General features: G+C 60.1%; 23 protein-coding genes and 1 pseudogene. 14 read left to right on the forward strand and 10 right to left on the reverse strand.

All coding sequences use genetic code 11. From position 1 onward, the window contains the following. The first annotated feature begins 114 nt into the window (after nt 1–114). Together ICA15_RS16865 and ICA15_RS16870 are read left to right on the forward strand one after the other, a co-directional pair. Complete coding sequence (locus ICA15_RS16865; RefSeq protein WP_210553967.1) at nt 115–2,766, forward strand: sensor histidine kinase; 2,652 nt, start codon at nt 115–117, stop codon at nt 2,764–2,766. A 48-nt stretch (nt 2,767–2,814) separates the two neighbouring features. Continuing rightward, nucleotides 2,815–3,513, forward strand: coding sequence for a response regulator (locus ICA15_RS16870; RefSeq protein ID WP_210553966.1), 699 nt, complete (start codon nt 2,815–2,817; stop codon nt 3,511–3,513). Nucleotides 3,514–3,764: 251 nt separating this feature from the next. Here ICA15_RS16870 and ICA15_RS16875 read toward each other — a convergent pair whose 3' ends face one another. Further along, nucleotides 3,765–4,811 (reverse strand): patatin-like phospholipase family protein, encoded by a 1,047-nt coding sequence (locus ICA15_RS16875; protein ID WP_210553965.1) that lies wholly within the window; start codon nt 4,809–4,811, stop codon nt 3,765–3,767. 216 nt (nt 4,812–5,027) lie between these two features. Between ICA15_RS16875 and ICA15_RS16880 the strand changes: the two genes are divergently transcribed. From ICA15_RS16880 to ICA15_RS16890, 3 genes are all read left to right on the forward strand, one after another. Further along, nucleotides 5,028–5,306, forward strand: coding sequence for a hypothetical protein (locus tag ICA15_RS16880; RefSeq protein WP_150603333.1), 279 nt, complete (start codon nt 5,028–5,030; stop codon nt 5,304–5,306). Between the two features lie 80 nt (nt 5,307–5,386). Then, nucleotides 5,387–6,151 (forward strand): CHAD domain-containing protein, encoded by a 765-nt coding sequence (locus tag ICA15_RS16885; protein ID WP_210553964.1) that lies wholly within the window; start codon nt 5,387–5,389, stop codon nt 6,149–6,151. Between the two features lie 241 nt (nt 6,152–6,392). After that, nucleotides 6,393–7,187, forward strand: coding sequence for an acyl-CoA thioesterase (locus tag ICA15_RS16890; RefSeq protein WP_210553963.1), 795 nt, complete (start codon nt 6,393–6,395; stop codon nt 7,185–7,187). Between the two features lie 21 nt (nt 7,188–7,208). On the opposite strand, the pseudogene ICA15_RS16895 reads toward ICA15_RS16890, so the two are convergent. The 3 genes and pseudogenes from ICA15_RS16895 to ICA15_RS16905 all read right to left on the reverse strand — a co-directional run. Then, nucleotides 7,209–7,439 (reverse strand): annotated as a pseudogene (locus ICA15_RS16895) (terminase); the annotation flags it as partial. A 158-nt stretch (nt 7,440–7,597) separates the two neighbouring features. Continuing rightward, nucleotides 7,598–9,079, reverse strand: coding sequence for a methyl-accepting chemotaxis protein (locus ICA15_RS16900; protein ID WP_210553962.1), 1,482 nt, complete (start codon nt 9,077–9,079; stop codon nt 7,598–7,600). A gap of 185 nt (nt 9,080–9,264) precedes the next feature. Beyond that, nucleotides 9,265–10,071 carry a TatD family hydrolase gene (locus ICA15_RS16905; RefSeq protein WP_210553961.1) on the reverse strand — a complete coding sequence of 269 codons (807 nt, stop codon included), beginning with the start codon at nt 10,069–10,071 and terminating at the stop codon, nt 9,265–9,267. 236 nt (nt 10,072–10,307) lie between these two features. Between ICA15_RS16905 and ICA15_RS16910 the strand changes: the two genes are divergently transcribed. The 3 genes from ICA15_RS16910 to ICA15_RS16920 all read left to right on the forward strand — a co-directional run bounded on the left by ICA15_RS16910 (nt 10,308) and on the right by ICA15_RS16920 (nt 12,827). Next, on the forward strand, nt 10,308–11,729 hold the full coding sequence (locus ICA15_RS16910; RefSeq protein ID WP_210553960.1) for a transglycosylase SLT domain-containing protein: 1,422 nt from the start codon (nt 10,308–10,310) through the stop codon (nt 11,727–11,729). A gap of 107 nt (nt 11,730–11,836) precedes the next feature. Then, nucleotides 11,837–12,271: a DoxX family protein gene (locus ICA15_RS16915; RefSeq protein WP_047302390.1), complete on the forward strand. Its 435-nt coding sequence runs from the start codon at nt 11,837–11,839 to the stop codon at nt 12,269–12,271. A gap of 247 nt (nt 12,272–12,518) precedes the next feature. Next, entirely contained in the window at nt 12,519–12,827 is a 309-nt protein-coding gene (locus tag ICA15_RS16920) for a class I SAM-dependent methyltransferase (RefSeq protein ID WP_150615941.1), read from the forward strand. Between the two features lie 6 nt (nt 12,828–12,833). Here the strand turns inward: ICA15_RS16920 and greB are convergent, their stop codons facing one another. Genes greB through ICA15_RS16935 form a run of 3 tightly spaced genes read right to left on the reverse strand, consistent with a single transcriptional unit; the run spans nt 12,834 to nt 16,553 of the window. After that, the gene (greB, locus tag ICA15_RS16925) at nt 12,834–13,331 is read right to left on the reverse strand and encodes a transcription elongation factor GreB (protein ID WP_025113125.1); all 498 of its coding nucleotides are present in this window, start codon (nt 13,329–13,331) and stop codon (nt 12,834–12,836) included. A 34-nt stretch (nt 13,332–13,365) separates the two neighbouring features. Beyond that, nucleotides 13,366–15,870 (reverse strand): ABC transporter permease, encoded by a 2,505-nt coding sequence (locus tag ICA15_RS16930; protein ID WP_210553959.1) that lies wholly within the window; start codon nt 15,868–15,870, stop codon nt 13,366–13,368. Then, the gene (locus tag ICA15_RS16935) at nt 15,870–16,553 is read right to left on the reverse strand and encodes an ABC transporter ATP-binding protein (protein ID WP_150603341.1); all 684 of its coding nucleotides are present in this window, start codon (nt 16,551–16,553) and stop codon (nt 15,870–15,872) included. The genes ICA15_RS16930 and ICA15_RS16935 overlap by 1 nt, the downstream gene beginning before the upstream one ends. A 10-nt stretch (nt 16,554–16,563) precedes the next feature. On the opposite strand from ICA15_RS16935, the gene ICA15_RS16940 reads away from it, so the two are divergent. The 3 genes from ICA15_RS16940 (at nt 16,564) to ICA15_RS16950 (ending at nt 18,694) form a co-directional block, all read left to right on the forward strand. Then, nucleotides 16,564–17,169 carry an arylesterase gene (locus ICA15_RS16940; protein ID WP_047599834.1) on the forward strand — a complete coding sequence of 202 codons (606 nt, stop codon included), beginning with the start codon at nt 16,564–16,566 and terminating at the stop codon, nt 17,167–17,169. 57 nt (nt 17,170–17,226) lie between these two features. Further along, nucleotides 17,227–17,520: a hypothetical protein gene (locus tag ICA15_RS16945; protein WP_007908575.1), complete on the forward strand. Its 294-nt coding sequence runs from the start codon at nt 17,227–17,229 to the stop codon at nt 17,518–17,520. Nucleotides 17,521–17,722: 202 nt separating this feature from the next. Next, entirely contained in the window at nt 17,723–18,694 is a 972-nt protein-coding gene (locus ICA15_RS16950; RefSeq protein WP_150603343.1) for a L,D-transpeptidase family protein, read from the forward strand. 122 nt (nt 18,695–18,816) lie between these two features. Here the strand turns inward: ICA15_RS16950 and oprI are convergent, their stop codons facing one another. After that, on the reverse strand, nt 18,817–19,068 hold the full coding sequence (oprI, locus tag ICA15_RS16955) for an outer membrane lipoprotei OprI (RefSeq protein ID WP_003183784.1): 252 nt from the start codon (nt 19,066–19,068) through the stop codon (nt 18,817–18,819). A gap of 636 nt (nt 19,069–19,704) precedes the next feature. Here oprI and ICA15_RS16960 point away from each other — a divergent pair. After that, nucleotides 19,705–19,986, forward strand: coding sequence for a GNAT family N-acetyltransferase (locus ICA15_RS16960; RefSeq protein ID WP_003226804.1), 282 nt, complete (start codon nt 19,705–19,707; stop codon nt 19,984–19,986). Nucleotides 19,987–20,046: 60 nt separating this feature from the next. Here ICA15_RS16960 and ICA15_RS16965 read toward each other — a convergent pair whose 3' ends face one another. Next, the gene (locus ICA15_RS16965; protein WP_042560279.1) at nt 20,047–21,123 is read right to left on the reverse strand and encodes a 3-deoxy-7-phosphoheptulonate synthase; all 1,077 of its coding nucleotides are present in this window, start codon (nt 21,121–21,123) and stop codon (nt 20,047–20,049) included. Nucleotides 21,124–21,253: 130 nt separating this feature from the next. Then, entirely contained in the window at nt 21,254–21,697 is a 444-nt protein-coding gene (locus ICA15_RS16970; RefSeq protein WP_150603344.1) for a PilZ domain-containing protein, read from the reverse strand. On the opposite strand from ICA15_RS16970, the gene ICA15_RS16975 reads away from it, so the two are divergent. Then, entirely contained in the window at nt 21,696–22,082 is a 387-nt protein-coding gene (locus ICA15_RS16975; RefSeq protein WP_210553958.1) for a thioredoxin family protein, read from the forward strand. The two genes, ICA15_RS16970 and ICA15_RS16975, sit on opposite strands and share 2 nt — an antisense overlap. Next, a complete protein-coding gene (locus ICA15_RS16980; protein WP_210553957.1) occupies nt 22,083–23,036 on the forward strand; it encodes a putative 2-dehydropantoate 2-reductase in 954 nt (317 codons plus the stop codon). It abuts the gene before it with no gap. Nucleotides 23,037–23,050 lie beyond the last annotated feature (14 nt).

Genomic DNA, 23,050 nt, shown 5'->3' on the forward strand with positions numbered 1-23,050 from the left:
GATCGCAGGCTTCGCCAGTTCCTACAGGGTGTACGCCGTTCCATTGTAGGAGCTGCCGAAGGCTGCGATCTTTTAACGCTTCAACCAATCTCAAACCGAACAAGGCAATCCCAGATGAGCGACTCCGGCCGCGCCGACGCACTGTTAGCTGACCTGCCCCGCGACGGCCGAGGCCGGCTCAAGGTTTTCCTTGGCGCCGCGCCCGGTGTCGGCAAGACCTACGCCATGCTCCAGGCCGCCCACACCCAACTGCGTCAAGGTGTGAAAGTCATCGCCGGCGTCGTTGAAACCCACGGCCGAGCCGAAACCGAAGCGTTGCTCGGCGGCTTGCCGCAGCAACCTCTGGTGCGCTCGGAATACCGTGGCGTGATGCTCGAAGAAATGGACCTCGACGGCCTCCTCGCCGCCAAACCGAAGCTGGTGCTGGTCGATGAACTGGCCCACAGCAACGCCCCCGGCAGCCGCCATACGAAACGCTGGCAAGACATTCAGGAACTGCTCGCGGCCGGCATCGATGTGTTCACCACGGTCAACGTCCAGCACCTCGAAAGCCTCAACGATCAGGTGCGCGGCATCACCGGCGTGCAGGTGCGCGAAACCCTGCCGGACTGGGTGCTGCAAGAAGCCTTTGAGCTGTTGCTGATCGACCTGCCGCCGCGTGAATTGCTCGAGCGGCTGCGCGAAGGCAAGGTCTATGTGCCGGAGCAGGCGCGGGCGGCAATCGATGCATTCTTCACCCAGACCAACCTCACCGCATTGCGCGAACTGGCGATGCAAACGGCAGCGGCACAGGTCGATAACGACCTCGCCCAAGGCTATCGCCAAATGGGTCAGGCAGCGCCGGCGGTGCGCGGACGTTTGCTGGTCGGCATTGATGGCGATGCCCAGGCCGAGCGTCTTGTGCGTCACGCCAGCCGCGTCGCGCAGCGTCGGCATTTGCCGTGGAGTCTGGTGCACGTCGACAACGGCAGCGTGCGCGACGAGCAATCACGTTTGCGTCTGCAAAGTGCTCAGCAACTCGCCGAACGGCTCGGTGGCGAAGTGGTGTTGCTGCGCGCCGGCGAGGTGGCGAAAACCCTGATCCAGCATGCTACCGAACGCCGTGCGAGTCTGGTCCTTGTCGGGCAGTCCCGCCCGCGTCTGCGCCGTCGTCTGTTCGGTGGTGGTCTGGCCGCTCGGTTGCTGCGCCAGGCCCATGGGCTGGAAATCAACGTCCTCGACAGCGATCAACAACAGGATCAACCGCGTACTCGCAATCCACTGACACTGGTTTGGTTCGACTACCTGCTGGCGCTGGTCGCCACGGTGTTGGCCACTGCACTGGCGTGGGCAGTGTCGAGTGTGTTGCCGCTGCCGAACATCTCGCTGGTGTTCCTGGCGGCCGTGTTGCTGGTGGCGGTGCGCAGCAGTCTCGGCCCGGCGCTGGCCTGTGCGGCGTTGTCGTTTCTGACCTACGACTTTCTGTTCATTCCGCCGAATTTTTCTTTCAGCATCCAGCGTGAAGAAGACGTGCTGACCTTGCTGTTCTTTCTGTTGATGGCGGCGCTCACTGGCAACCTGGCTGCGCGTCAGCGTCGGCAATTGCAGGCGTTGCGCGACACCCAGGAAGAAACTTCCGAGCTGCTCGATCTGTCGCGCAAACTCACCGCCGCCACCGACCGCCAGGCCGTGGTCAATGCCGCCGCGCAGCACCTCAATGGCTGGAGCGATCTGCAAATCTGCTTGCTCAATCGCGACGGGCAGGGTGGCTGGAAAGTTGAAACCGGCGGCCCGCTGCAATTCACCGAATCCGAACGCGCTGCCGCCGATTGGGCCTGGCAGCACGATCAACCGGCCGGGATGGGCACCGGCACGCTGCCGTTCGGTCGCTGGTGGTGGTGGCCGCTGTCGGTCGAGGACGGTCCGCTGGCGCTGCTCGGGGTGTGCGCCAAAGAGGGCCAGACCTTGAGCGGCCAGCGGCGCCGTTTGCTTACCGCGCTCAGCCAGCCATTGGCACAGGCGTTGGCTCGCGCGCAGTTGGCGGATGATCTGGAAGCGGCGCGCCTGCACGGCGAAACCGAGCAATTGCGCAGCGCACTGCTGGCCTCGGTTTCCCATGATTTGCGCACGCCGCTGACGTCCATGCGTGGCAGCATCGACAGCCTGTTGGCGCTCGGCGAAGCGATCCCGCTAGAGGATCGACGCGAACTGCTCGAGGGTACCCGTGACGAAGCCGAACGCCTCGACCGCTACATCCAGAATCTGCTCGACATGACACGCCTGGGCCATGGCGCGCTGAAACTCGCGCGGGACTGGGTGTCGCCGGCCGATATCGTCGGCAGTTCGCTCAATCGTCTGCGCGCAGTGCTCGCGCCGTTGCAGGTCAGCACCGAGGTGCCGGCCGAGTTGCCGTTGCTTTACGTGCACGCGGCGTTGATCGAGCAGGCGCTGGTCAATGTGCTGGAAAACGCCGCACGTTTCTCGCCACCTGACGGCCAATTGCAATTGAATGCCGGCGCGAACGACAACGAAATTTACTTCTCGGTCAGCGACGAAGGACCGGGGATTCCCGAAGACGAGCGGGCGAAGATTTTCGATATGTTCTATACCGCCGCACGCGGTGATCGCGGCGGCCAGGGCACCGGACTCGGCCTGGCGATCTGTCAGGGCATGGTCGGTGCACATGGCGGGCGAATCAGCGTTGCCGACGGCATTGACGGGCGCGGCACCTGCATCACCTTGCACCTGCCATTGCAGGCGCAACCGGGGATGGACGATGAAGCTTGAATCCGACTGCGCTACTCTCTTGTCAATCTTTTGTGTTGATGTGAATTCATGAGCCAGACCGCGACCATTTTGGTCATCGACGACGAACCGCAGATCCGCAAGTTCCTGCGCATCAGCCTCGTTTCACAAGGCTACAAAGTGCTCGAGGCCGGCACCGGCGCCGAGGGTCTGGCGCAAGCCGCGCTGAATAAACCGGACCTGCTGGTGCTCGACCTCGGCCTGCCGGACATGGACGGCCAGCAAGTGCTGCGCGAGTTTCGCGAGTGGGCCACGGCGCCGGTGCTGGTACTGTCGGTGCGCGCCAGCGAAGGGCAGAAGGTCGAGGCATTGGACGGCGGCGCCAACGACTACGTGACCAAACCGTTCGGCATTCAGGAGTTTCTGGCGCGGGTGCGCGCGTTGTTGCGTCAGGCGCCGGCAGGGGAGGCGCAGCAGGCAGCGCTGAATTTCGGCCCGCTGACGGTGGATCTGGCCTATCGGCGGGTGTTGCTTGATGGCGTCGAAGTGGCGCTGACTCGCAAGGAATATGCGGTGCTGGCGCAATTGGCGCGGCATCCGGGTCGGGTGATCACCCAGCAGCAATTGCTCAAGGAGATCTGGGGGCCGACGCACACCGAGGACAGCCATTACCTGCGAATCGTGGTTGGACATTTACGCCAGAAACTGGCGGATGATCCGACGCGGCCGCGGTTTATCGTGACAGAGGCGGGGGTTGGGTATCGGCTGTTGAGTGAGAGCAGTCTGTAGTTTTTGTGTGGCCTTTTCTGGCCCTATCGCTGGCAAGCCAGCTCCCACAGGTATCTCGGGTGTGGTTGAAAACTGTGTTTCACACAGACCACTGTGGGAGCTGGCTTGCCAGCGATGAGGGCCTGACATTCAGCGGAGAACTTCAGGACTCTCTCGCAGGTATCTCGGGTGTGGTTGAAAACTGTGTTTCACACAGACCACTGTGGGAGCTGGCTTGCCAGCGATGAGGGCTTTGCATTCAGCAGAGAATTTCAGGGTTCTCTGTTTTGCTCCTCTTCATACCGATCCAAGGTATCCCGAGCAATTTCCCTTCCCAAAGCGATCAACTCCGGCGCCTTGTAAAACTCGAAAAAGCGGCACACCCGCTTCGGCACGTTGATCAGGATGTCCGGCGGATACCCGGCAATCTTGTACTGCGCCAACGAGGTCTGCATCACCTCGAAGCTCTGGTTGATCAAGTCCAGCAATGACGCGGGCCCAACGTTATCGATGATGAATGAACCTGTCGCGGATTTCGGTGCGCCTTCGCGTTCGGGAGCCGCGGCGGGTTGTTGCGATTCGGGTTCGGCGCCTTCGAGCCACGGGTTGATACTCGCCGCTTCGGCACGCAGTGCTTCCTGTTCCAGACGCAGCAGTTGCTCGGCCTGGGTGCGGCGGAATGGCAGCTTCGAACCGAGCGAACTGATCAGGCTGTCGAACCGAGAACGAAAGGCGGCAGGACGCTGGATCACCGGTAACTTGTAATGCCGCTGGTTGGTCGAGTTGAGATTGACCGCGATGATCAGATCGCAATGACTCGACACCACCGGCACGATCGGCAGCGGGTTGAGAATCCCGCCATCCACCAGCATCCGGTTGCCTTGCATCACCGGGGTGAACAGGCTGGGAATCGCCGCCGAGGCGCGCATGGCCTGATGCAGGCAGCCTTCCTGAAACCAGATTTCCTGCTGGTTGGTGAGGTCGGCGGCGACCGCGGTGTAAGGGATACGCAGGTCTTCGATATTGATATCGCCGACGATCTTGCGGATCTGGCCGAAGACCTTTTCACCGCGAATCGCGCCGAGACGGAAACTCACGTCGACCAGGCGCAGCACGTCCAGGTAATCGAGGCTTTCGATCCAGTGTTTGTATTCATCGAGCTTGCCGGCGGCGTAGATCCCGCCGACCACCGCGCCCATCGAACATCCGGCAATACATGCAATGTCATAACCGCGTCGTTCAATCTCTTCAATGACTCCGATATGGGCGTAGCCCCGGGCGCCTCCGGAACCCAGCACCAGTGCGACACGCTTTTTCATCAAACTTCCTCCCGACAAGGTTGCACAATGCACTCATCGAGCAGGTGGCTCAATCGCCGAGGTCGCTCAGCGCGTCGATGACGTCGTTTTTTCGATACTGTGTGACCACTCGGCGCTATCCTTTCGCCATCGCATATTCATGGGGCGACAAGGCACTTTTTCTCAGCCTTATCGTCTTACCTGCACGACTGTTGACCTATCTTTGAGGTGTGAGTGATGAAAGCCTGGATCTGTGTACCGTTGTTGGCTCTGGCATTGGCCGGTTGCGCCGGTAAGACCGCTTACCGCGACAGCTGCGGCAGCCAGCTCGACACCGCGTGGCATGAGCTGGACCTGGCCAAGGCCGAAGGCTTTGCCGGCACCGTGAGTTATTCCAAAGCGCTGTCATTGTTGACCGCCGCCAAAACTCAACAACAATTTGAAGGCTTCGAAGGTTGCGCCAGCAAAGCCGAGAAGGCGCGTTTCTACATTCGCGAATCTCGCGCCGGCCGCTAAGCTGCTGACTTGGCACAAGTCGACTGAGGCTGCGACATTGCAGACTCAGTCGACAGGCTTTTTGAATCAGGGAGCAAGTGATGTCTGCGTTGGTTGACGGCTTGGTGGCTCATGTCTTGAGCCTGGAAGTGCGATTGCTGGTCTGTCAGGCGCGCCTCACCGCGCGGACCGACCCCGAGGCGCTGCACGATCTGCGCACTACGGTGCGGCGCTTGCGCAGCCTGTTGCGGCCGTTGCGCGGCTTGCCGGGTGTCGAGCAACTGGAAGACGCGGCGTCGGCGGTCGGCCAGTTGACCACGCCGTGGCGAGATCGCGAAGTGCTGGCGGCGTACCTGCTCGAACACGATCAACCTGAAGCCGCACAACGGCGCATGGCGCAAATGGCCGAAGCCTATCCGGCGCTGGCGGCGAGCCAGGAAGTGGCCTCGCTGCTGATGATCCTCGACGCTTTCCCGCGCTTTTTGCGTGCCTCGCAGCGTCAGGGCTTGCTCAAACGTCTGGGCAAGCGCATCGAAAAACGCCTCGGCAAACAATGGAAGAATCTCGACCAGGCGCTGCACGATCCGGCCCATGACCGGCATCGCCTGCGACTGCTGATCAAGCGTGTGCGTTATGGCATCGAAGCCTATCCCGAACTGGATCGCTTGCCCGAATCAGCGCTGGAACGGCTGAAATCCGCGCAAGGTGCCTTGGGCGATTGGCACGATTGCTGGCAGTGGCTGGCGCGGGCCGAGCTGGAGGCGGACCTTCAGCCGTGTGTCGCGACGTGGCAGGCAACGATGATCAAGGCTGAAGCCAAGGCAGATCGGGTGCTCGAAAAACTCAGTTCCTCCTGCTTCAAATAACCCCGCAATCCCCCTGTAGGAGCTGCCGAAGGCTGCGATCTTTTGATTTTTGGTTTTTAAAAACTAGATCAAAAGATCGTCCAATCGCGGCCCGAGCCTTCGGCAGCTCCTACAGGGTTTTTCATTGGGTTTGAAATCGGTGTAAGGCCTATCTGTCTGCCCATTTGACCGGAATAGACGCTGCGGCGCTCTGCGTGGCTGGTTAAGATCCCGGCATTCATTTTTGCTTTCTGAGGTTGCCATGCGCTTTAGCGATCTGCTTGATGCGGTCCGCCGCGATTCGACGCTGACTATCCCTGCCGAATGGGGACAGGGCCGCGCCAGTTTCGGTGGCCTGGTCGCCGCCCTGCAATTTGAAGCCATGCGCGCCAAGGTGCCGGCGGATCGCCCGGTGCGTTCGCTGGCGATCACCTTTGTCGGCCCGGTCGAGCCCGAAGTGCCGGTGAGTTTTGAAGTCGATGTGCTGCGAGAAGGCAAAGCCGTCAGCCAGGTGCTGGGCCGGGCGATGCAGAACGGTCAGGTGGTGACGATCGTTCAGGGCAGCTTTGGTGCCTCGCGACCATCGGAAGTAGCGGTTGAAGCGTATCCCGCGCCGCAAATGAAGCACTGGGACGAATGCCAGGAGTTGCCGTACATAAAAGGCGTGACGCCGGAGTTCATGCGCCATCTGGCGATGCGTTGGACTACCGGCGGCATGCCGTTTACCGGCACCCCATCGCGGCTGATGGGTGGTTGGGTACGACTGCGTGGGGATGTGAAAGAAGAGCCGGTCAGTGAAGCGCATCTGCTGGCGCTGGTGGATGCGTGGCCACCCGCGCTGTTGCCGTATCTGAAAAAGCCTGCGCCGGGCAGCACGTTGACCTGGACCATCGAATTCGTTCAGCCGCTACGCGACTTGAGTACGCTGGACTGGTGCCAATATCTGGCAGACATCGAGTACGCTGCCGACGGTTACGGTCATGTCGCCGCCAAGCTGTGGAGCGCGCAAGGGGAACTGATCGCCATGAGTCGCCAGACTGTCACGATCTTCGCCTGACGCGATGCCGACGGGCGCTCACGCTTCCAGGTGATGGCCGCGGCGCTGTAAACCTGCCGCCGCGACGATACCAATCACACCGATGGCCACGCTGGTCAGGCTCAGGCTGAACACGCCGGAAACGATCAGCAGAAACGCCACGATGAACAGCGGCACTGCGATCAAGTGCAGCACCTGATGGGTCGGATGCTGGTCATTGCCCGGGTGCGTGCGCCATTGCCACGCGGGAAGGTTGGGGTGACGTCTGCCCATGTCTGCTACTCCTCGATCCGTGTTGAACACATGGGTGAAGAATAGGCCGGGGCGGGGAGGGCGGCGAATCAAGGTTGGCTATTGAAGTGATAGTGACAATGGCTAAATTCGATGTCGATTCAGCTGACGCCATCGCGGGCTTGCCCGCGATGAGGGCCTCAAAGTTTCAATTGTCCGATCGCCTTGCTCAATTCCCCAGCCAACGTCGCCAACTCATTACTGGTCGTCGCCGAATCCACGGTCTGCTGCACGGTGTTCTCGGTCACATCGCGAATGCTCACCACCGCCCGATTCATCTCCTCGGCGACCTGACTTTGCTGCTCTGCCGCCACGGCGATCTGCGTGTTGCTCTCACGCATCTGCGCCACCGCTCCAGTGATTTCCGCCAGTGCCTCGCCAGCCTCCTGCGCCTGCTGCACACAATCGTCAGCCTTGTACGAACTCTCTTGCATGAAATCCACCGCATCGCGAGTGCCGGCCTGCAACGCCGACACCATCGTGGTGATCTCGTCAGTTGAGGCCTGCACGCGTTTGGCCAGGTTGCGCACTTCATCGGCGACCACCGCAAACCCACGGCCCATCTCACCGGCGCGGGCCGCTTCAATGGCGGCGTTGAGCGCGAGCAGATTGGTTTGCTCGGCGATGCTGTGAATCACGCTGACCACGCCGTTGATCTTCTGGCTGTCCTCGGCCAGCCGTTGAATCATCTGCGCGGTCTGTTGCACGCCGCTGGACAGGCCGGTAATCGAATGCTGCACCCGCGCCACCACCTGCTGGCCGCTGCCGGCGAGGGCATCGGCGGTTTGTGACAGATCGCGGGTGGCGCCGGCGTGCTGGGCGATGTGATAAACGGTGGCGGTCATTTCGTTGATCGCCGTGGCTGCCTGATCGGTTTCACTCTGCTGGCCAAGCATGCCGTGACGCACTTCGTTCATGCTCGACGCCAGGCGCGCCGCCCCGACATCCAGTTGCCGTGCGGTATTGGCGACAGTGGTAACGACGCGCTGATAACCGGCCTGCATCGCATTGAACGCATTGGCCATCTGCCCGACTTCGTCCTTGCAGGCCAATGGCACACGGGCGGAGAGGTCGCCGCTTTTTTCAACGTGCAGCATCACGTCTTTCAACGTGTTCAGCTGGCTGAGCAGGAAGCGAATCAGCAATTGCGAAGCGCCGAGCATCGCCAGCATCAGGATGAACACCGCCACCGCGTAATTGGCGAAGCGCTCACCGAATACTTGAGTCAGGCTCGGGCCATAGGCGACGACAGCGACTTGCTGACCGTCGGCGCGGCTGAACACTTCAGCGCCGATCAGCAGGTTGTCGCCGAACAGTGGCAAGTGATTGAGCTCGTGCCAGCCGTTGCTATCGGTGATCTCCAACAGCGGCTGATCGTTGAAGCGCGGTACTTCGCCGCGTTTAAACGTCAGCACTTGCTCGGCCTTGGGCAGCGGCTGCCCGGCCGGCCAGGCCTTGAGCAACTGCGCCTGAGCTTGCGCCGACGATTGCGCCGCTTGACTGCGGGCCTGCTGTTCGAGTTGAACGGCATACAGCACCAGCAGCAGGGTAGTGACGAAGGCGACCGCGTTGACCGCCCAGAATTTGTATTTCAGCGAGATATTGCTAAGCCAGGCACCCATGGAGGTCTTCTCTGATAGCGGAAACAGTTTTGGCAAGGTGCCAGCATTGTGCTGCTATGCAGGGGAGCCGATTTGATGTGGGTCAACAGATCCGGTGGTGAAAGAAAAAGATCGCAGCCTTCGGCAGCTCCTACAAGGGAATGCCGTCCATGTAGGAGCTGCCGAAGGCTGCGATCTTTTGATGCTCAGGCCAATTCAGGAAGACCAAAAAAAGCCCGACTACAAGCGGTCGTGTGCGCCGCCAGATCTTCCTCGGTCTCACCCCGATGCAACGCCACCTCACGCAACACCTCAGTCAGATACGCCGGCTCATTGCGTCCGTTCTTCGGTTTCGGTCGCAAGGTGCGTGGCAGCAAATACGGCGCGTCGCTTTCGAGCATCAGCCGTCCGCGCTTGATCTCTTTGACCAGCGGATGCAGATGCGTGCCTCGGCGCTCGTCACAGATCCAGCCGGTAATGCCGATGTGCAGATCCAGGTCGAGATAGCTGAACAACGCCTTTTGCTCGCCGGTGAAGCAATGCACCACGGCGGCGGGCAGTTGATCGCGGAAATTCTTGAGAATCTCCAGCAGCCGCTGACTGGCATCGCGCTCGTGCAAGAACACCGGCAATTGCAGTTCAACGGCCAGTGCCAGATGTTCTTCGAGGACTTTTTCCTGCTGCGGGCGCGGCGAGAAATCGCGGTTGAAATCCAGACCGCATTCACCCACTGCGACCACGCTGGATTCCTTCAGCAAACTGCGCAGGCGTCGGGCGCTGTCAGCGTTCCAGTCACTGGCCGAATGCGGGTGAATCCCGGCGGTGGCGAACAGTCGTTGGCCGCTTTCATCCAGCTGCTGGCAGAGTTCCAGCGCCTGCTCGCTCCCCTCGATGCTGGTGCCGGTCAGCACCAGTTGGCAGACCCCGGCGGCATAGGCGCGGTCGAGTACGGCCTGGTGTTTGTCGGCGAAACTTGGATTGGTCAGGTTGACGCCGATATCGATGAGTTGCATGGTTGCTACCTCGGGCCGAAGGCCGGAAAGCATACCAGAGCTGTAGATTCATAAGAAAAGCCAAGAACTACAATGAGTTATCGCGGTCTTTTGATGCCGCGACGCAGCGTGGGTTGGCAGCAATGCCATCACTGTGCCAGTCTCTCGCACCATGCCAGCGCTCCTGGCGCTCTGTTTTCGTCGGTGATCTCAACCGTTTCGTGGTGATTTCGCCCCGTATTCTTTCCGGAGAGTGGATGATTCGTCCCTCGGTTTTGCTGCTGTTTTGCGCATCGTTGCTACTGCCAATGACGGCGGTTGCGCGTCTGCCCGGGCCGCTACAAGCCGTGCCTGCCGCCAAGGTCCGCGATCTTTCGGAGATTCGCAGCAGTCGCGTGTTGCGGGTGCTGGTCAACCAGAGCCGTAACAGTTCCGGTGAAGTCCAGGGTCAGGCCATCGGCGTCGAATACCATCGTCTGCGCGCCTTCGAGCAATACCTCAATGGCCATTCCCGCGATGGCCAGGAAATTACCCTCAAGATCATTCCCAAAGCCAAGGATCAACTGCTCGGCGCGTTGCAGCGTGGCGAAGGTGACTTGGTCGCCCCTGGGGAGTTGCTCGATCTGCATGCCGGTTATGCGGTAGCCAGCAGTGAGCCGATTGCCGCTAACGTGCCGTTGGTACTGGTCGGCATCAAGGGCGAGCGGCGCTACACCAAGGTCGAGCAACTTGCCGGCAAAACCCTTGCGTTACCCACCGGCAGCGCTGCTGGGGAGGCGGTCAGTCAACTCAATCAGAAACTGGCGTTACGCAAACTCGCGCCGATCAAGATCGAATGGGTCGATCCGACGCTGGCCGTGGAAGACGTGTTGGAGATGGTGCAGGGCGGCATCTTTGACCTGACCGTCGTTGAACTGCCGATTGCCGAGCGCTGGGGCAAGATCCTGCCCAAGCTGCGTGTCGATCGACAATTGGTGATCAGCGAACCGGGTGAGGAAAACTGGTTCGTGCGCCGTGATGCGTCGATGTTGCGGGCCAGCGTCGACCGCTTCATCAGCGGTTACAAGAAACCGGCGAACGAAGATGCGGCGTTTCTGCGCATTTATCGCCGGCTCTATCAGGTTCACTATCCATTGGCCAAGGCCGACCGTCAGCGTCTTGAAAAACTGCGCCCGACCCTGCAAAAACACGCCGCTGCGCAAAATATGGATTGGTTGAACCTGGCAGCGCTGGCGTTCAAGGAATCGGCGCTGCAGCCCAACGCCCGCAGCGGCAGTGGCCCGACCGGGCTGATGCAAATTACTCCATCCGCCGCCCAGCGCGTCGGTGTGAACAATATCCAGAATCTCGATGCGAACGTGCAGGCCGGGGCCAAGTACCTGGCGCTGATCCGCCGCAAGTTCTTCAACAGCCCCAAACTTAACGAGCGCGAACGCATGGCGTTCACGCTGGCGGCCTACAACATCGGCCCCGAGCGAGTGCAGGGCATGCGCGCCGAAGCCCGGCGCCGTGGGCTCAATCCCAACCAGTGGTTCTTCCAGGTCGAGCGCATTGCCATGGAGCAGGTGGGAATGGGGGCCGTCAGCTATGTTAATAGCGTGAACAAGTATTACTTGGCGTTCGATCGGGAGCGGGAGTCGTTGGAGCCCGGTGGACAGAAAGTTGTCTCACGGAAATAATCAAATAAATCGATTGTTATGGCGAAATATTTGCGCTTTAAACATGAAAATAACTGATTAATATAGCGGCCAACCCACACACACTTTCGCAAAACAAGGAACGCAGCATGAGCTCTCTGATCAACAAGGTACTGTTCACCCGCGCTGGCTACGGCCTGACCATCCTGCGCATCGTAGTCGGCGTGATCTTCGCCGCACATGGCGCGCAGAAACTCTTCGGAATGTTCGGTGGGTATGGCCTTGCCGGCACCGCGCAGTACATGGAGAGTCTGGGTCTGACGCCGGGTTATGCCATGGCCGTTCTGTCGGGTGGTACCGAGTTTTTCGCTGGCCTGGCGCTGATCATCGGCCTGCTGGTCCGTCCGGCAGCATTGGGTCTGACCGTCCTGTCGCTGGTGGCGATCTTCACCGTGCACATCAGCAACGGCCTGTTCATGGCCAACAACGGTTACGAGTTCGCCTTGGCTTTGCTCGGTGGCAGCCTCGCGGTGCTGATCGAAGGTGCCGGCAAGCTTTCGGTGGACCGCGCCATCGCCGGTTGACCGCTCTGGCTCAAGCAAAGGCCCGCATTGTGCGGGCCTTTTTTGTTGGCGCTGATTCTTGACACTGATCGGTCACGTTCTCTAGGATGTTGCCCATGCGCCGATTTAAACAGCTACTTGCGGGGCGCCAGGTGACTCGATCAGTCACCGTCAGAAGCCGGAACAGGGCTTCGAAATACCGCTAAAGCGCTGGTTCGGTGTTGCCTCTCACCTGCCATGCAGACTTTTGAGGCAGAGACACGACACAATGAATGCACTACGCCCTCCAGCACGTCCCGCGCCGATCACGGCACATATCACCCAGCGCAATCCAAAAATCCTCCTTGGCGGTAAACATCAGCCGACGCTGTTGCGTTATCTCGATGGCTGGCCACGTCGCAGCGGAGGTCCTGCCGCGTTCCTGATCCAGTTCGTTGAAGACGGCGAGTCGCTGACGCGTTTCGCCAGTGACAGTTTCGATCTGGCGGTGATTCAGTCACCGAGTGAGGAAGATGCGCCTGAAATGATCAAGCAACTGGTGCGTGTCGCGCGGCAGGGGCTGATTACCCGTCGCTGATCGCGCTCACGGGTAATCGATCGCCACGATGTAAACGCATTGTTCGCCGGTCGGAGTTTGCACACGCACTTCGGCATCCAGCGCCTTGCCAATCAAGGCTCGGGCCAACGGCGAATCAATGCTGATTAAACCCAGTTTCAGATCCAGTTCATCCGGGCCAACGATGCGGTAGCGCGATTGCTTGCCGTCTTCGTCCTCGATGGTGACCCAGGCGCCGAAGTAGACCTTGTTCGGATCGCTGGGTTTTTCGCTGACTACCTTGAGCGCTTCGAGACGTTTGGTAAGAAAGCGCACACGACTGTCGATTTCGCGCAGCATCTTCTTGCCGTAGGTGTATTCAGCGTTTTCCGAGCGATCGCCCTGGGCCGCCGCCTCGCTGACCGATTGCGTCACTTGCGGGCGGCGCACGTGCCACAACTCATGGAATTCGGCGCGCATCCGCGCTTCACCTTCAGGGGTGATCAGCGCGGTGCCGGCGGTGCGGGGAGGGCGATAACGGCTCATGGCAACTTCTTGTGGTGACGAGCGCTTGAGTCTATCAACCCTCGCGCAACACTGTCAGCGGACTTGCGTTGAGTGCCCGGCGCGTGCCGAACACACCAGCGCCGCCGATCAGCACTGCGCCAATCAGCGGTAGCACCAGCAGCCACGGATGCGGATGCCACGGCAGATCGAACGCGTAGCGATACAACACCAGACTTACCACTTCCGAGCCAATCGCCGCGAGCAAACCGCTGACCGCGCCGAGCAGGCCGAACTCGATGCGCCGAGCCTTGATCAGCAATTGCCGCTCCGCACCCAAGGCACGCAGCAGCGCGCCTTGGCGAATGCGTTCATCCAGCGTCGCTTGCAACCCGGAAAACAACACGGCCATGCCCGCCGCCAAGACAAACAACAACACATATTCCACCGCCAGGGTGACCTGGGCGAGGATGCTGCGCAGCTGTTCAAGCAAGGCTTCGACCTGAAGAATGGTCACCGCCGGGAAGGCGCGCGACAGTTCGACGATCTGCTGGTCGTGACCCGCGGCCAGATAGAAACTGGTCAGGTAGGTCGCTGGCAGGTCCTTCAATGTGCCAGGCTGGAAGATCATGAAGAAGTTCGGCTGGAAGTTGTCCCAGTTGATATCGCGCAGACTGGTGACTTTCGCTTCGCGATTGACCCCGCCAACACTGAACACCATGTGATCGCCCAGTTTGAGCTTGAGGCTCTCGGCAACTTTGCCCTCCACTGACACGCCCGGTACATCGCCGGTTGGCTGTTCGGTCCACCACGTTCCGGCAGTCAGTTTGTTGCCGGCGGGCATATCCGCGGCCCAGGTAAGGCTCAGGTCACGTTGTACCGCGCGGTCGCCGGCAGAATCCTTGCTGACGATTTGCTGCACCGGGTCGCCGTTGATGCTGATCAGCCGTCCCGGCACGACCGGGTACAGCGGCGCCGCTTGCGCGGACACCTTGATCAGGTGATCGGTGAACGCCTGCTTGTCCGCCGGCAAAATATTCAGGGCAAAGTAGTTCGGTGCGTTTTTGGGCAGCTGGTTTTGCCAGGTGTCGAGCAGTTCGCCACGCAACAGCGCGATCAGCGCCATGGACAACAGGATCAGGCCGAACGCCAACGATTGACCCGCTGCGGCCAGTGGATGGCGCAACAGTTGGCCGAGGCCAAGACGCCACGGCAACGATGCGCGGGCGAGCATCCGCCGCAGGCTTTGCAGCAATAACAGCAACAGACCACCGAGCACCAGCGCAGCGACGATACCACCGCCGAGCAGTGCGAACGTCAGCAGCAGATCAAGGCTGAGGCGCCACATGATCAAGCCGAGAGCGCCCAAAGCGGCGCCGTAAACCATCCAGGTACTCGATGGAATCGGCAGCATGTCACGGCGCAACACGCGCAATGGCGGTACACGACCCAGCGCGGCGAGCGGCGGCAGGGCGAAACCGGCCAGCGCCACCAACCCGGTGCCGATCCCGGCGATGGCCGGAAACAGGCCGCCCGCTGGCACATCACTCGGCAACAGATCATGCAGCAGCGCAAACAAACCCAGTTGCGCCAACCAGCCGAGCAGCGCACCGCCAATGGCGGCGAACAACCCCAGCACCGTCAGTTGAATACTGAACAGCAGCATGGTTTCCCGACGTGATAACCCGAGACAGCGCAGCAAGGCACTGGCATCGAAACGACGGCTGGCGAAGCGATTTGCTGACAAAGCGACGGCCACCCCGGCCAGCAGCACCGCGACCAGACTGGCCATGTTCAGATAGCGCTCGGCTTTGCCCAACGCGCCACCAATCTGCCGGTTGCCGTCGCGGGCATCCTGAATCCGCTGGTTCGCCGCGAGCCCCGGTTTGATCAACTGTCGATAGGTTTCCAGCGCTTGCGGCTCGCCGCGCCACAGTTCGCGGTAGCTCACCCGACTGCCGGGCTGCACCACTGCGGTAGCGGCAAGATCGTCGAGATTGATCAGCACCCGTGGCGTCAGGCTGTAGAAGTTGCCGGCGCGATCCGGCTCGTAGGTCAGCACCCGGGTCAGCTTCAATGTCTTCGAGCCGACATCGATGCTGTCGCCGATATTCAGATCCAGCGCAGTCAGCAGACGTGCCTCGACCCAGGCTTCGCCCGGTTGTGGTTCGCCGCCGGGCTCTTCAGTGGCGAAGGGCGCCGGGGCGCTTTTCAGCTCGCCGCGCAATGGGTAAGCGCGATCAACCGCTTTGATACTCGACAACTGAATGCCGTTGTCGGTGGCGATGACGCTGGAAAACTCCACCACCTGCGCATGGTTCAGGCGCAGTTCGGTGCCGCTCCTGATCTGCTCCTCACGAGCCGGTGAGCTGCCTTCAAGCACCAGGTCTGCGCCGAGAAACTCGGTGGCACGCAACATCATGGCGCCGTTGAGGCGAGCGCCGAAATAACCGATGGCGGTACTCGCCGCCACCGCCACGACGAGGGCGAAGAACAATACCCGCAATTCTCCGGCGCGGGCATCGCGCAGCAGTTGGCGGATGGCGAGACTGAACAGACGCAACAGCGGCAGACGTGCCATCAAGGCTCCAGAGGGGCGACCAACAGCCCGGCTTCAAGACGGATCAGACGCCGGCAGCGATGGGCCAGGCGTTCGTCGTGGGTCACCAGCACCAGGGTGGTGCCGCGTTCCTTATTCAATTCGAACAGCAAGTCGCTGATGCGCTCGCCGGTGTGGCTGTCGAGGTTTCCGGTGGGTTCATCGGCGAACAGTACGTCAGGTTCGGCAGCAAACGCCCGGGCAATCGCCACGCGTTGTTGCTCACCACCGGACAATTGGCGCGGCGAGTGCGTCAGGCGCTGGCCGAGTCCGACCCGTTGCAGCAATTGGGTTGCGCGCTCACGAGCGTCTTTGCGGCCATCGAGTTCCAGCGGCAGCATGACGTTTTCCAGTGCATTGAGACTGTCGAGCAACTGGAATGACTGAAAAACGAAACCGACGTGCTCGGCACGGATGCGCGCGCGCTGGTCTTCGTCGAGACCGCTCAGGCCCTGGCCGGCCAGCGTGACTTCGCCGCTGCTGGGCAGGTCGAGCCCGGCGAGCAGGCCGAGGAGGGTGGATTTGCCGGAACCGGACGCGCCAACGATGGCCAGGCTGTCGCCCTTGTTCAGTTCCAGGCTGAGTTCGTGCAGGATAGTCAGTTCACCTTCCGCGCTGGAAACCACTTTGCTGAGGTTCTTCGCGGTGAGAATGCTTGCGCCCATGGAGAATCCGATGCGTGTATGGTTTTTGAGTGCTGGCCTGGCCTTGATGTGCATGGCCCAGAACGCAGCGGCGGGTACTGTCCTGATCGTTGGCGATAGTATCAGCGCCGGTTTCGGCCTGGATACCCGTTTGGGGTGGGTGTCGTTGCTGGAGCAACGGCTCAAACAGGAGGGTTTCGACGATAAAGTGGTCAATGCCTCCATCAGCGGCGACACCAGTGCCGGAGGCCAGGCGCGGCTGCCCGCGCTGCTTGCAGAGCATAAGCCTGAGCTGGTCATCCTTGAACTGGGGGGCAATGACGGCCTGCGCGGAATGCCGCCAACGCAATTGCAACAAAACCTTGCGGCGATGATCGACAGCTCGCGGCAAAGCGGCGCGAAGGTGCTGCTGCTGGGCATGCAACTGCCGCCCAACTACGGCAAGCGCTACACCGATGCTTTCGCCGAGGTCTACGGCAAACTCGCCGATGATAAAAAAATTCCGCTGGTGCCGTTTTTCCTCGACGGCGTGGGCGGCCATCCGGACCTGATGCAGGCCGATGGTCTGCACCCGGCGGCCGGGGCTCAGGGCAAGTTGCTGGAAAATGTCTGGCCGACGCTAAAACCGCTGCTTTGAGGCTTTTCTAGCGGCAGGCTTTCGGCTAATGTGGCGCCCCCTTAATCGGAGGCCCCGATGTCGCGTTCTGCCTGGTCCCTTTTTGCCTATCAACTGATCGAGCCTGACGAGCAGCTGGATCTGTTCGCCTGCCAGGAAGTGCGGGTGCATCTGGTGACCCGTCAACTCGAACTCGGCGGCTCGGCCGATCGCACCCTGTGCGGCAGCCTGCTGCCGGCGCAACCACGCTGGTCGAGCGTGGATCGCCGGGTGTTTCAGGACCAGCGCCTGTGCTCGCTGTGCCGGGCGATTCTTGAGTCGCAGAAGCGCGGGACTTCGCCGATCTGGCCTGAGTTGCGTTTCGAGCTCTAAGATAAGATCAAAAGATCGCAGCCTTCGGCAGCTCCTACATTTGGAATGCAGTCTTCTATAAGGGAGCTGCCGAAGGCTCGGGCCGCGATCGGACGATCTTTTCGCACTCAGCGCGGTCTATCGGCCTGTCTCCCCGAATATTCAAAGTGCAGTGTACAATCGCGCTCTTATACCCTTGATGATCATGCGAAGGATTTTCCGGATGTTGCCGCGCTTTCCTGCCGTCACCCGCTGCCTGTCACTTGCCGCCCTGTGTGTGGCCGGTCCCGTTGCTGCATTGGAGCTTCCCCTGCCACCACCCGGTGAAGACATCGTCGGCCAGGTGCAGGTGATCAAAGCCAAGTACGAAGACACCTTCGCCGATCTGGGCACCACCTACGATCTGGGCTATTCGGAAATGGTCGCGGCCAATCCGGGCATCGATGCCTGGCTGCCAGGTGCCGGTACCGAGATCGTGCTGCCGACACGTTTCATTCTGCCGCCGGGCCCGCGTGAAGGTATCGTCATCAACCTTGCCGAATACCGCCTCTACTACTACCCGAAAGGCCGGAACGTGGTGTACACCTTCCCGCTGGGTATCGGCCGTGAGGGCTGGGGTTCGCCGATCGCGCACACCACCATCACCGCCAAAACTCCTAATCCGACCTGGACGCCTCCAGCGTCGATCAAGGCTGAACACGCTGCTGATGGTGATCCGCTGCCAAACGTGGTGCCGGCCGGTCCTGACAACCCGCTGGGTCCGTTCAAGTTCACCCTGGGCACGCCGGGCTACCTGATCCACGGTTCGAACAAGAAGTTCGGCATTGGCATGCGCACCAGCCACGGTTGCTTCCGCATGTTCAACAACAACGTGCTGGAAATGGCCGGCATGGTGCCGGTCGGGACTTCGGTGCGCATCCTCAATGATGCCTACAAGTTCGGTCGCAGTGGCGGCAAGGTCTATCTGGAAGCGCACACGCCGATCGACGACAAAGGCAATCCGTCAGTGGTCGACAAGCACACTGCGGTGATCAACGCGATGCTCAAGCGTGAAGACATCACCAATAACTTGCGCATGAATTGGGATGTGGTGCGTGATGTGGTCGCAGCCGAAGATGGCCTGCCAACCGAAATCGGTACGCCTGGCACCTCGGCGCCGATGGTCTCCAGCGCCCCGATCGATCTACAGCAGTAAGCTCAAAAAAAACCCGCCGATGCGTGAGCGTCGGCGGGTTTTTTATTGTCCGGACAAAAGCATCCGGCACAAAAAAGCCGACCCAAAAAATGGGTCGGCTTGATAACAATCCCGAAGGACTATTACTTGCGGCTAGCTTTTTCCAGCATGCGCAGAGCACGCTCGTTAGCTTCGTCAGCAGTCTGTTGTGCTTTTTGAGCAGCAGCCAGAGCTTCATCAGCTTTACGGTAAGCTTCGTCTGCACGAGCCTGGGAGCGAGCAGCTGCGTCTTCAGTAGCGGTCAGACGTGCTTCGGTTTCTTTCGATGCGCTGCTGCAACCGGTAGCCAGAACTGCGGCCAGAGCCAGAGCAGAGAATTTCAGAACGTTGTTCATCGTGTTCCCCTTCAAGGACTTTCAATTAAGTGGCTGTCTCCTCCGATTGAGGAAATAGCCGGCGTACATACTACCCATTACTTGTAGTAAGTAAACTGACGTATAGCAAGAAGCAAAAAAAATTGTAGGCGCTGATTCTTTTTCGAGCAACTTTTAACTGCGCTGTATAAAAAACATCCAGCTGCAAGCCCCGCACTGAGCGAGTCAATCAGAAAAAGTTCCCGTCATGGCGTGTTGTTTTTGCAGTGTTGGCTAAAGTCTTTCTAGATGAATTCGTCCACACTTTTGTTCCGATTTTGCGTGCTGCTTCGCTTATCTTTATCCATGTTGAGGTGACTTTAAAAAAGGTCGCACGTCTTAAGTCTCAACATCCGGCAATGTTCAGGTGAGCGGCCCGGGAAGATCTTCTCCCAAACCGCACCTGCGTCCATCGGAGCCAACACCGTCAACCGCTTGATGACGAGCGCACCTTGAGCAATTTTGCCAATGGTGCCTACTATTTATCAGGTGCTCGGTTGTACGAGATCGGTGTGTCTCTTCTCGCTGTCGATCAGGCACGGGGTGGCGTAGATGTTCCTTCGCCGGAAAAACATCGGTAAGGTAGGGGTCAGAATCCAAGACCCGCGAGGAGTAGTGATGAGCGAGGCGTTGTCCATCCACCATGACCAGGCTGGTCATCAGTTCGAGACCAATGTGGACGGTCATCGTGCCTACCTGACCTATATGGATCTGGGGAAACAGACCCTGGATATCTATCGCACGTTCGTGCCCAACGCCTTGCGCGGTCGTGGCATTGCGGCGGCGCTGACCGAAAGCGCGCTGCAATATGCCGAAGAAATGGGCTACACGGTGATTCCATCCTGCTCGTACGTCGAGCGCTACATGGAACGTCATCAGCGCCGCGCCGCAAAGATCTGAATCGCACACACAAAAACGCCGGGCAATGCCCGGCGTTTTTTTATGCCTGAAAAACGCGTATCAGCTGCGCTGGCGTTTTGGCAGAACATCCTTGAGCTTGGCGTGCATGCTGCGCAAAGTGTTTTCGGTAGCGGACCAGTCGATGCAGGCATCGGTGATCGATACGCCGTATTGCAGATCGGCGAGGTCCTTCGGAATCGCCTGGCAGCCCCAGTTCAAGTGACTCTCGACCATCAGGCCGATGATCGACTGGTTGCCTTCGAGGATCTGGTTGGCGACGTTTTCCATCACCAGCGGTTGCAGGGCCGGATCCTTGTTGGAGTTGGCGTGGCTGCAGTCAACCATGATGTTCGGCTTGATCTTCGCCTTGTTCAGCGCCTGCTCGCACAGCGCAACGCTGACCGAATCGTAGTTCGGCTTGCCATTGCCGCCACGCAGCACCACGTGACCATAGGCGTTGCCTTTGGTGGTGACGATCGACACGCCACCTTCCTGGTTGATCCCCAGGAAACGGTGCGGGCTGGAGACCGACTGCAAGGCGTTGATCGCCACGGTCAGGCCACCATCGGTGCCGTTCTTGAAACCGACTGCCGAGGACAGGCCGGAAGCCATTTCACGGTGGGTCTGGGATTCGGTGGTGCGCGCGCCAATGGCCGACCAGCTGATCAGGTCCTGCAAATACTGCGGGGAGATTGGGTCGAGGGCTTCGGTTGCGGTAGGCAGGCCTTTTTCAGCCAGATCCAGTAGCAACTGACGACCGATGTGCAGACCGTCCTGGATCTTGAACGAGTCATCCAGGTACGGATCGTTGATCAGGCCTTTCCAGCCGACGGTGGTGCGCGGCTTTTCGAAATACACGCGCATGACCAGATACAAGGTATCGGAGACTTCCGCAGCCAGCACTTTCAGGCGCTCGGCGTATTCGTGGGCAGCCTTGATGTCGTGGATCGAGCACGGGCCGATCACTACGAACAGACGGTGGTCGGTGCCATCAAGAATGTTGCGAATGACTTCGCGGCCCTTGGTGACGGTGCGCAGGGCAGCGTCGCTCAGAGGGATATCACGCTTGAGCTGATCAGGTGTGATCAGGGTCTCGTTAGAGGCGACGTTTAGGTCGTTGATCGGTAAATCAGCCATCGTTTACTCGTCAGGTCACGGGTGCCGGCCGCCAGCGATCCCCGCGCGGCGGAGCACAGCGGATTTAAGCGCGTCGGGGAGCGGAACCTTAGCGCGTTACGCGCCTGCTCGACAATGGGCAAACGCCGCTTTAATCCAGCACTGGCAGGGTAAAGGCCTTGCTCACGCTATCGTGGGAGAACTCGTCGGCATGTTGTTCGACCCATTGCAGGGCCGCCGCTTGAATATTCTGCAGGCCATCGTGGGCGTCGTTGATGCGGCAGTAGCGTTCAATCTGACACACCTGCTCACCCATTCGTGCACTGAACAGCGTTTGTTCGTCGGTGAAGGCGATGCCCACCAGATAACCTTTTTTGCGGCGCAGACACCACGCCACATAGCCCGGAAAACAGAGGTCGGCGTTGAGAGTCGGCAGGCGTACTTGCAACGCGGTGCCATGGCGCCAGGCGCGGTGGTAATTGCAAGCGATGCCGCCGAGGCTGATAGTGTGCAGCTGTTGCCTGGAAATACATTCGGGCTTGAGCAACGTCAGTTCAACCGGCACTTCGTCCGGATGAGGAATGAAACGTCCCATGAGCACAGACTCCCTGTGTCAGCCATTTGACATTGTTTCCCCCAGTATAGTGGTCGAATCCGAACTGACCGATTTCGACGCCGACCAAAGGCTGTTGGCGATGAGTGGCGTTTCGCTGGTGATTTTCACCAGCGTCGGCTGCGCCAGTTGCCGCTTCGCCCGCGAGGTGTTGCCGGGATTCGAACTGGCGGTGGATCGTCTGTGCTGGATCGATGCCGGCAACAACGGCGGTCTGGTCGAGCGATATCAGGTCTTTCATTTGCCGGCGCTGTTTGTGGTGCGCGACGGCGAATTCTTTGGCGCATTGCACACGCGCCTGACAGCCGATGCACTCAACACGGCATTGGCGCAGGCACTGGGTCGAATTGCAGAGGAGTTGCCATAAATGGGGACAATCAACAAACCGGTGGTGGGGATTATCGGCACCGGTGCGATTGGCGGGTTCTACGGGTTGATGCTGGCGCGGGCGGGGTTCGATGTGCACTTTCTGTTGCGCAGCGAGTTTTCTGCCGTCGCCGAACGCGGCTTGCAGGTGGACAGTGCGGTGCATGGTCTGCTGAAGCTTGATCCGGTACAGGCCTATTCTGCGGCCGAAGACATGCCCAAATGCGACTGGCTACTGGTCGGCGCCAAGACCACCAGCAATGCCGGGCTGGCGCCGTCGATCATTGCGGCGGCCAAGCCAGGCGCGAAAGTGCTGGTACTGCAAAACGGTCTCGACGTCGAAGACAGCCTGCGGCAATTGTTGCCTGACACACTGCATCTGCTCGGCGGTCTGTGCCTGATCTGCGTGCATCGCGACGGCCCGGGTCTGATCACCCATCAGGCGCTCGGCGCAGTCAACGTTGGTTATCACAGCGGTCCAGCAAGCGATGACGGCGCACGTATGGCGATCGTCGAGGAGGGCTCCGGGCTGTTCCGTGCTGCAGGCATTGATTCCCAGGCGATGCCCAATCTGCATCAGGCACGCTGGCAAAAACTGGTCTGGAACATTCCCTACAACGGTCTCTCGGTGCTGCTCGGCGCGGGCACCACGCCCCTGATGGCCGATGCCGACAGCCGCGCGTTGATTCAGGCGTTGATGGCCGAGGTCGTGCAGGGCGCCAAGGCTTGCGGCCAGGACGTGGCGCCCGGTTACGCCGACTTCCTGTTCACGATGACCGAAAAAATGCCCGACTACTGGCCGAGCATGTACCACGACTTTTTACACAAGCGTCCGCTGGAACTTGAAGCGATTTATGCCCGACCCTTGGCGGCGGCGAAAGCGGCAGGCTGTGAACTGCCGCGCATCGAAGCGTTGTATCGAACATTGAGTTTTATTGACCGGCGCAACACGTGAGTCGGTTTTTTGCA

It is taken from the genome of Pseudomonas sp. P116, from assembly GCF_020149425.1.
GTDB lineage: Bacteria > Pseudomonadota > Gammaproteobacteria > Pseudomonadales > Pseudomonadaceae > Aquipseudomonas > Aquipseudomonas anatoliensis.

Excerpts from the sequence above, each read along its gene's own strand:
- ICA15_RS16920 (WP_150615941.1), top strand. The coding sequence starts at position 12,519 with ATGAATGCACTACGCCCTCCAGCACGTCCCGCGCCGATCACGGCACAT.
- ICA15_RS16930 (WP_210553959.1), bottom strand. The coding sequence starts at position 15,870 with ATGGCACGTCTGCCGCTGTTGCGTCTGTTCAGTCTCGCCATCCGCCAA.
- ICA15_RS16885 (WP_210553964.1), top strand. The coding sequence starts at position 5,387 with ATGTCTGCGTTGGTTGACGGCTTGGTGGCTCATGTCTTGAGCCTGGAA.
- ICA15_RS16945 (WP_007908575.1), top strand. The coding sequence starts at position 17,227 with ATGTCGCGTTCTGCCTGGTCCCTTTTTGCCTATCAACTGATCGAGCCT.
- oprI (WP_003183784.1), bottom strand. The coding sequence starts at position 19,068 with ATGAACAACGTTCTGAAATTCTCTGCTCTGGCTCTGGCCGCAGTTCTG.
- greB (WP_025113125.1), bottom strand. The coding sequence starts at position 13,331 with ATGAGCCGTTATCGCCCTCCCCGCACCGCCGGCACCGCGCTGATCACC.
- ICA15_RS16875 (WP_210553965.1), bottom strand. The coding sequence starts at position 4,811 with ATGAAAAAGCGTGTCGCACTGGTGCTGGGTTCCGGAGGCGCCCGGGGC.
- ICA15_RS16865 (WP_210553967.1), top strand. The coding sequence starts at position 115 with ATGAGCGACTCCGGCCGCGCCGACGCACTGTTAGCTGACCTGCCCCGC.
- ICA15_RS16910 (WP_210553960.1), top strand. The coding sequence starts at position 10,308 with ATGATTCGTCCCTCGGTTTTGCTGCTGTTTTGCGCATCGTTGCTACTG.
- ICA15_RS16940 (WP_047599834.1), top strand. The coding sequence starts at position 16,564 with ATGCGTGTATGGTTTTTGAGTGCTGGCCTGGCCTTGATGTGCATGGCC.
- ICA15_RS16965 (WP_042560279.1), bottom strand. The coding sequence starts at position 21,123 with ATGGCTGATTTACCGATCAACGACCTAAACGTCGCCTCTAACGAGACC.
- ICA15_RS16880 (WP_150603333.1), top strand. The coding sequence starts at position 5,028 with ATGAAAGCCTGGATCTGTGTACCGTTGTTGGCTCTGGCATTGGCCGGT.
- ICA15_RS16900 (WP_210553962.1), bottom strand. The coding sequence starts at position 9,079 with ATGGGTGCCTGGCTTAGCAATATCTCGCTGAAATACAAATTCTGGGCG.
- ICA15_RS16915 (WP_047302390.1), top strand. The coding sequence starts at position 11,837 with ATGAGCTCTCTGATCAACAAGGTACTGTTCACCCGCGCTGGCTACGGC.
- ICA15_RS16890 (WP_210553963.1), top strand. The coding sequence starts at position 6,393 with ATGCGCTTTAGCGATCTGCTTGATGCGGTCCGCCGCGATTCGACGCTG.
- ICA15_RS16905 (WP_210553961.1), bottom strand. The coding sequence starts at position 10,071 with ATGCAACTCATCGATATCGGCGTCAACCTGACCAATCCAAGTTTCGCC.
- ICA15_RS16970 (WP_150603344.1), bottom strand. The coding sequence starts at position 21,697 with ATGGGACGTTTCATTCCTCATCCGGACGAAGTGCCGGTTGAACTGACG.
- ICA15_RS16935 (WP_150603341.1), bottom strand. The coding sequence starts at position 16,553 with ATGGGCGCAAGCATTCTCACCGCGAAGAACCTCAGCAAAGTGGTTTCC.
- ICA15_RS16870 (WP_210553966.1), top strand. The coding sequence starts at position 2,815 with ATGAGCCAGACCGCGACCATTTTGGTCATCGACGACGAACCGCAGATC.
- ICA15_RS16975 (WP_210553958.1), top strand. The coding sequence starts at position 21,696 with ATGAGCACAGACTCCCTGTGTCAGCCATTTGACATTGTTTCCCCCAGT.
- ICA15_RS16960 (WP_003226804.1), top strand. The coding sequence starts at position 19,705 with ATGAGCGAGGCGTTGTCCATCCACCATGACCAGGCTGGTCATCAGTTC.
- ICA15_RS16950 (WP_150603343.1), top strand. The coding sequence starts at position 17,723 with ATGTTGCCGCGCTTTCCTGCCGTCACCCGCTGCCTGTCACTTGCCGCC.
- ICA15_RS16980 (WP_210553957.1), top strand. The coding sequence starts at position 22,083 with ATGGGGACAATCAACAAACCGGTGGTGGGGATTATCGGCACCGGTGCG.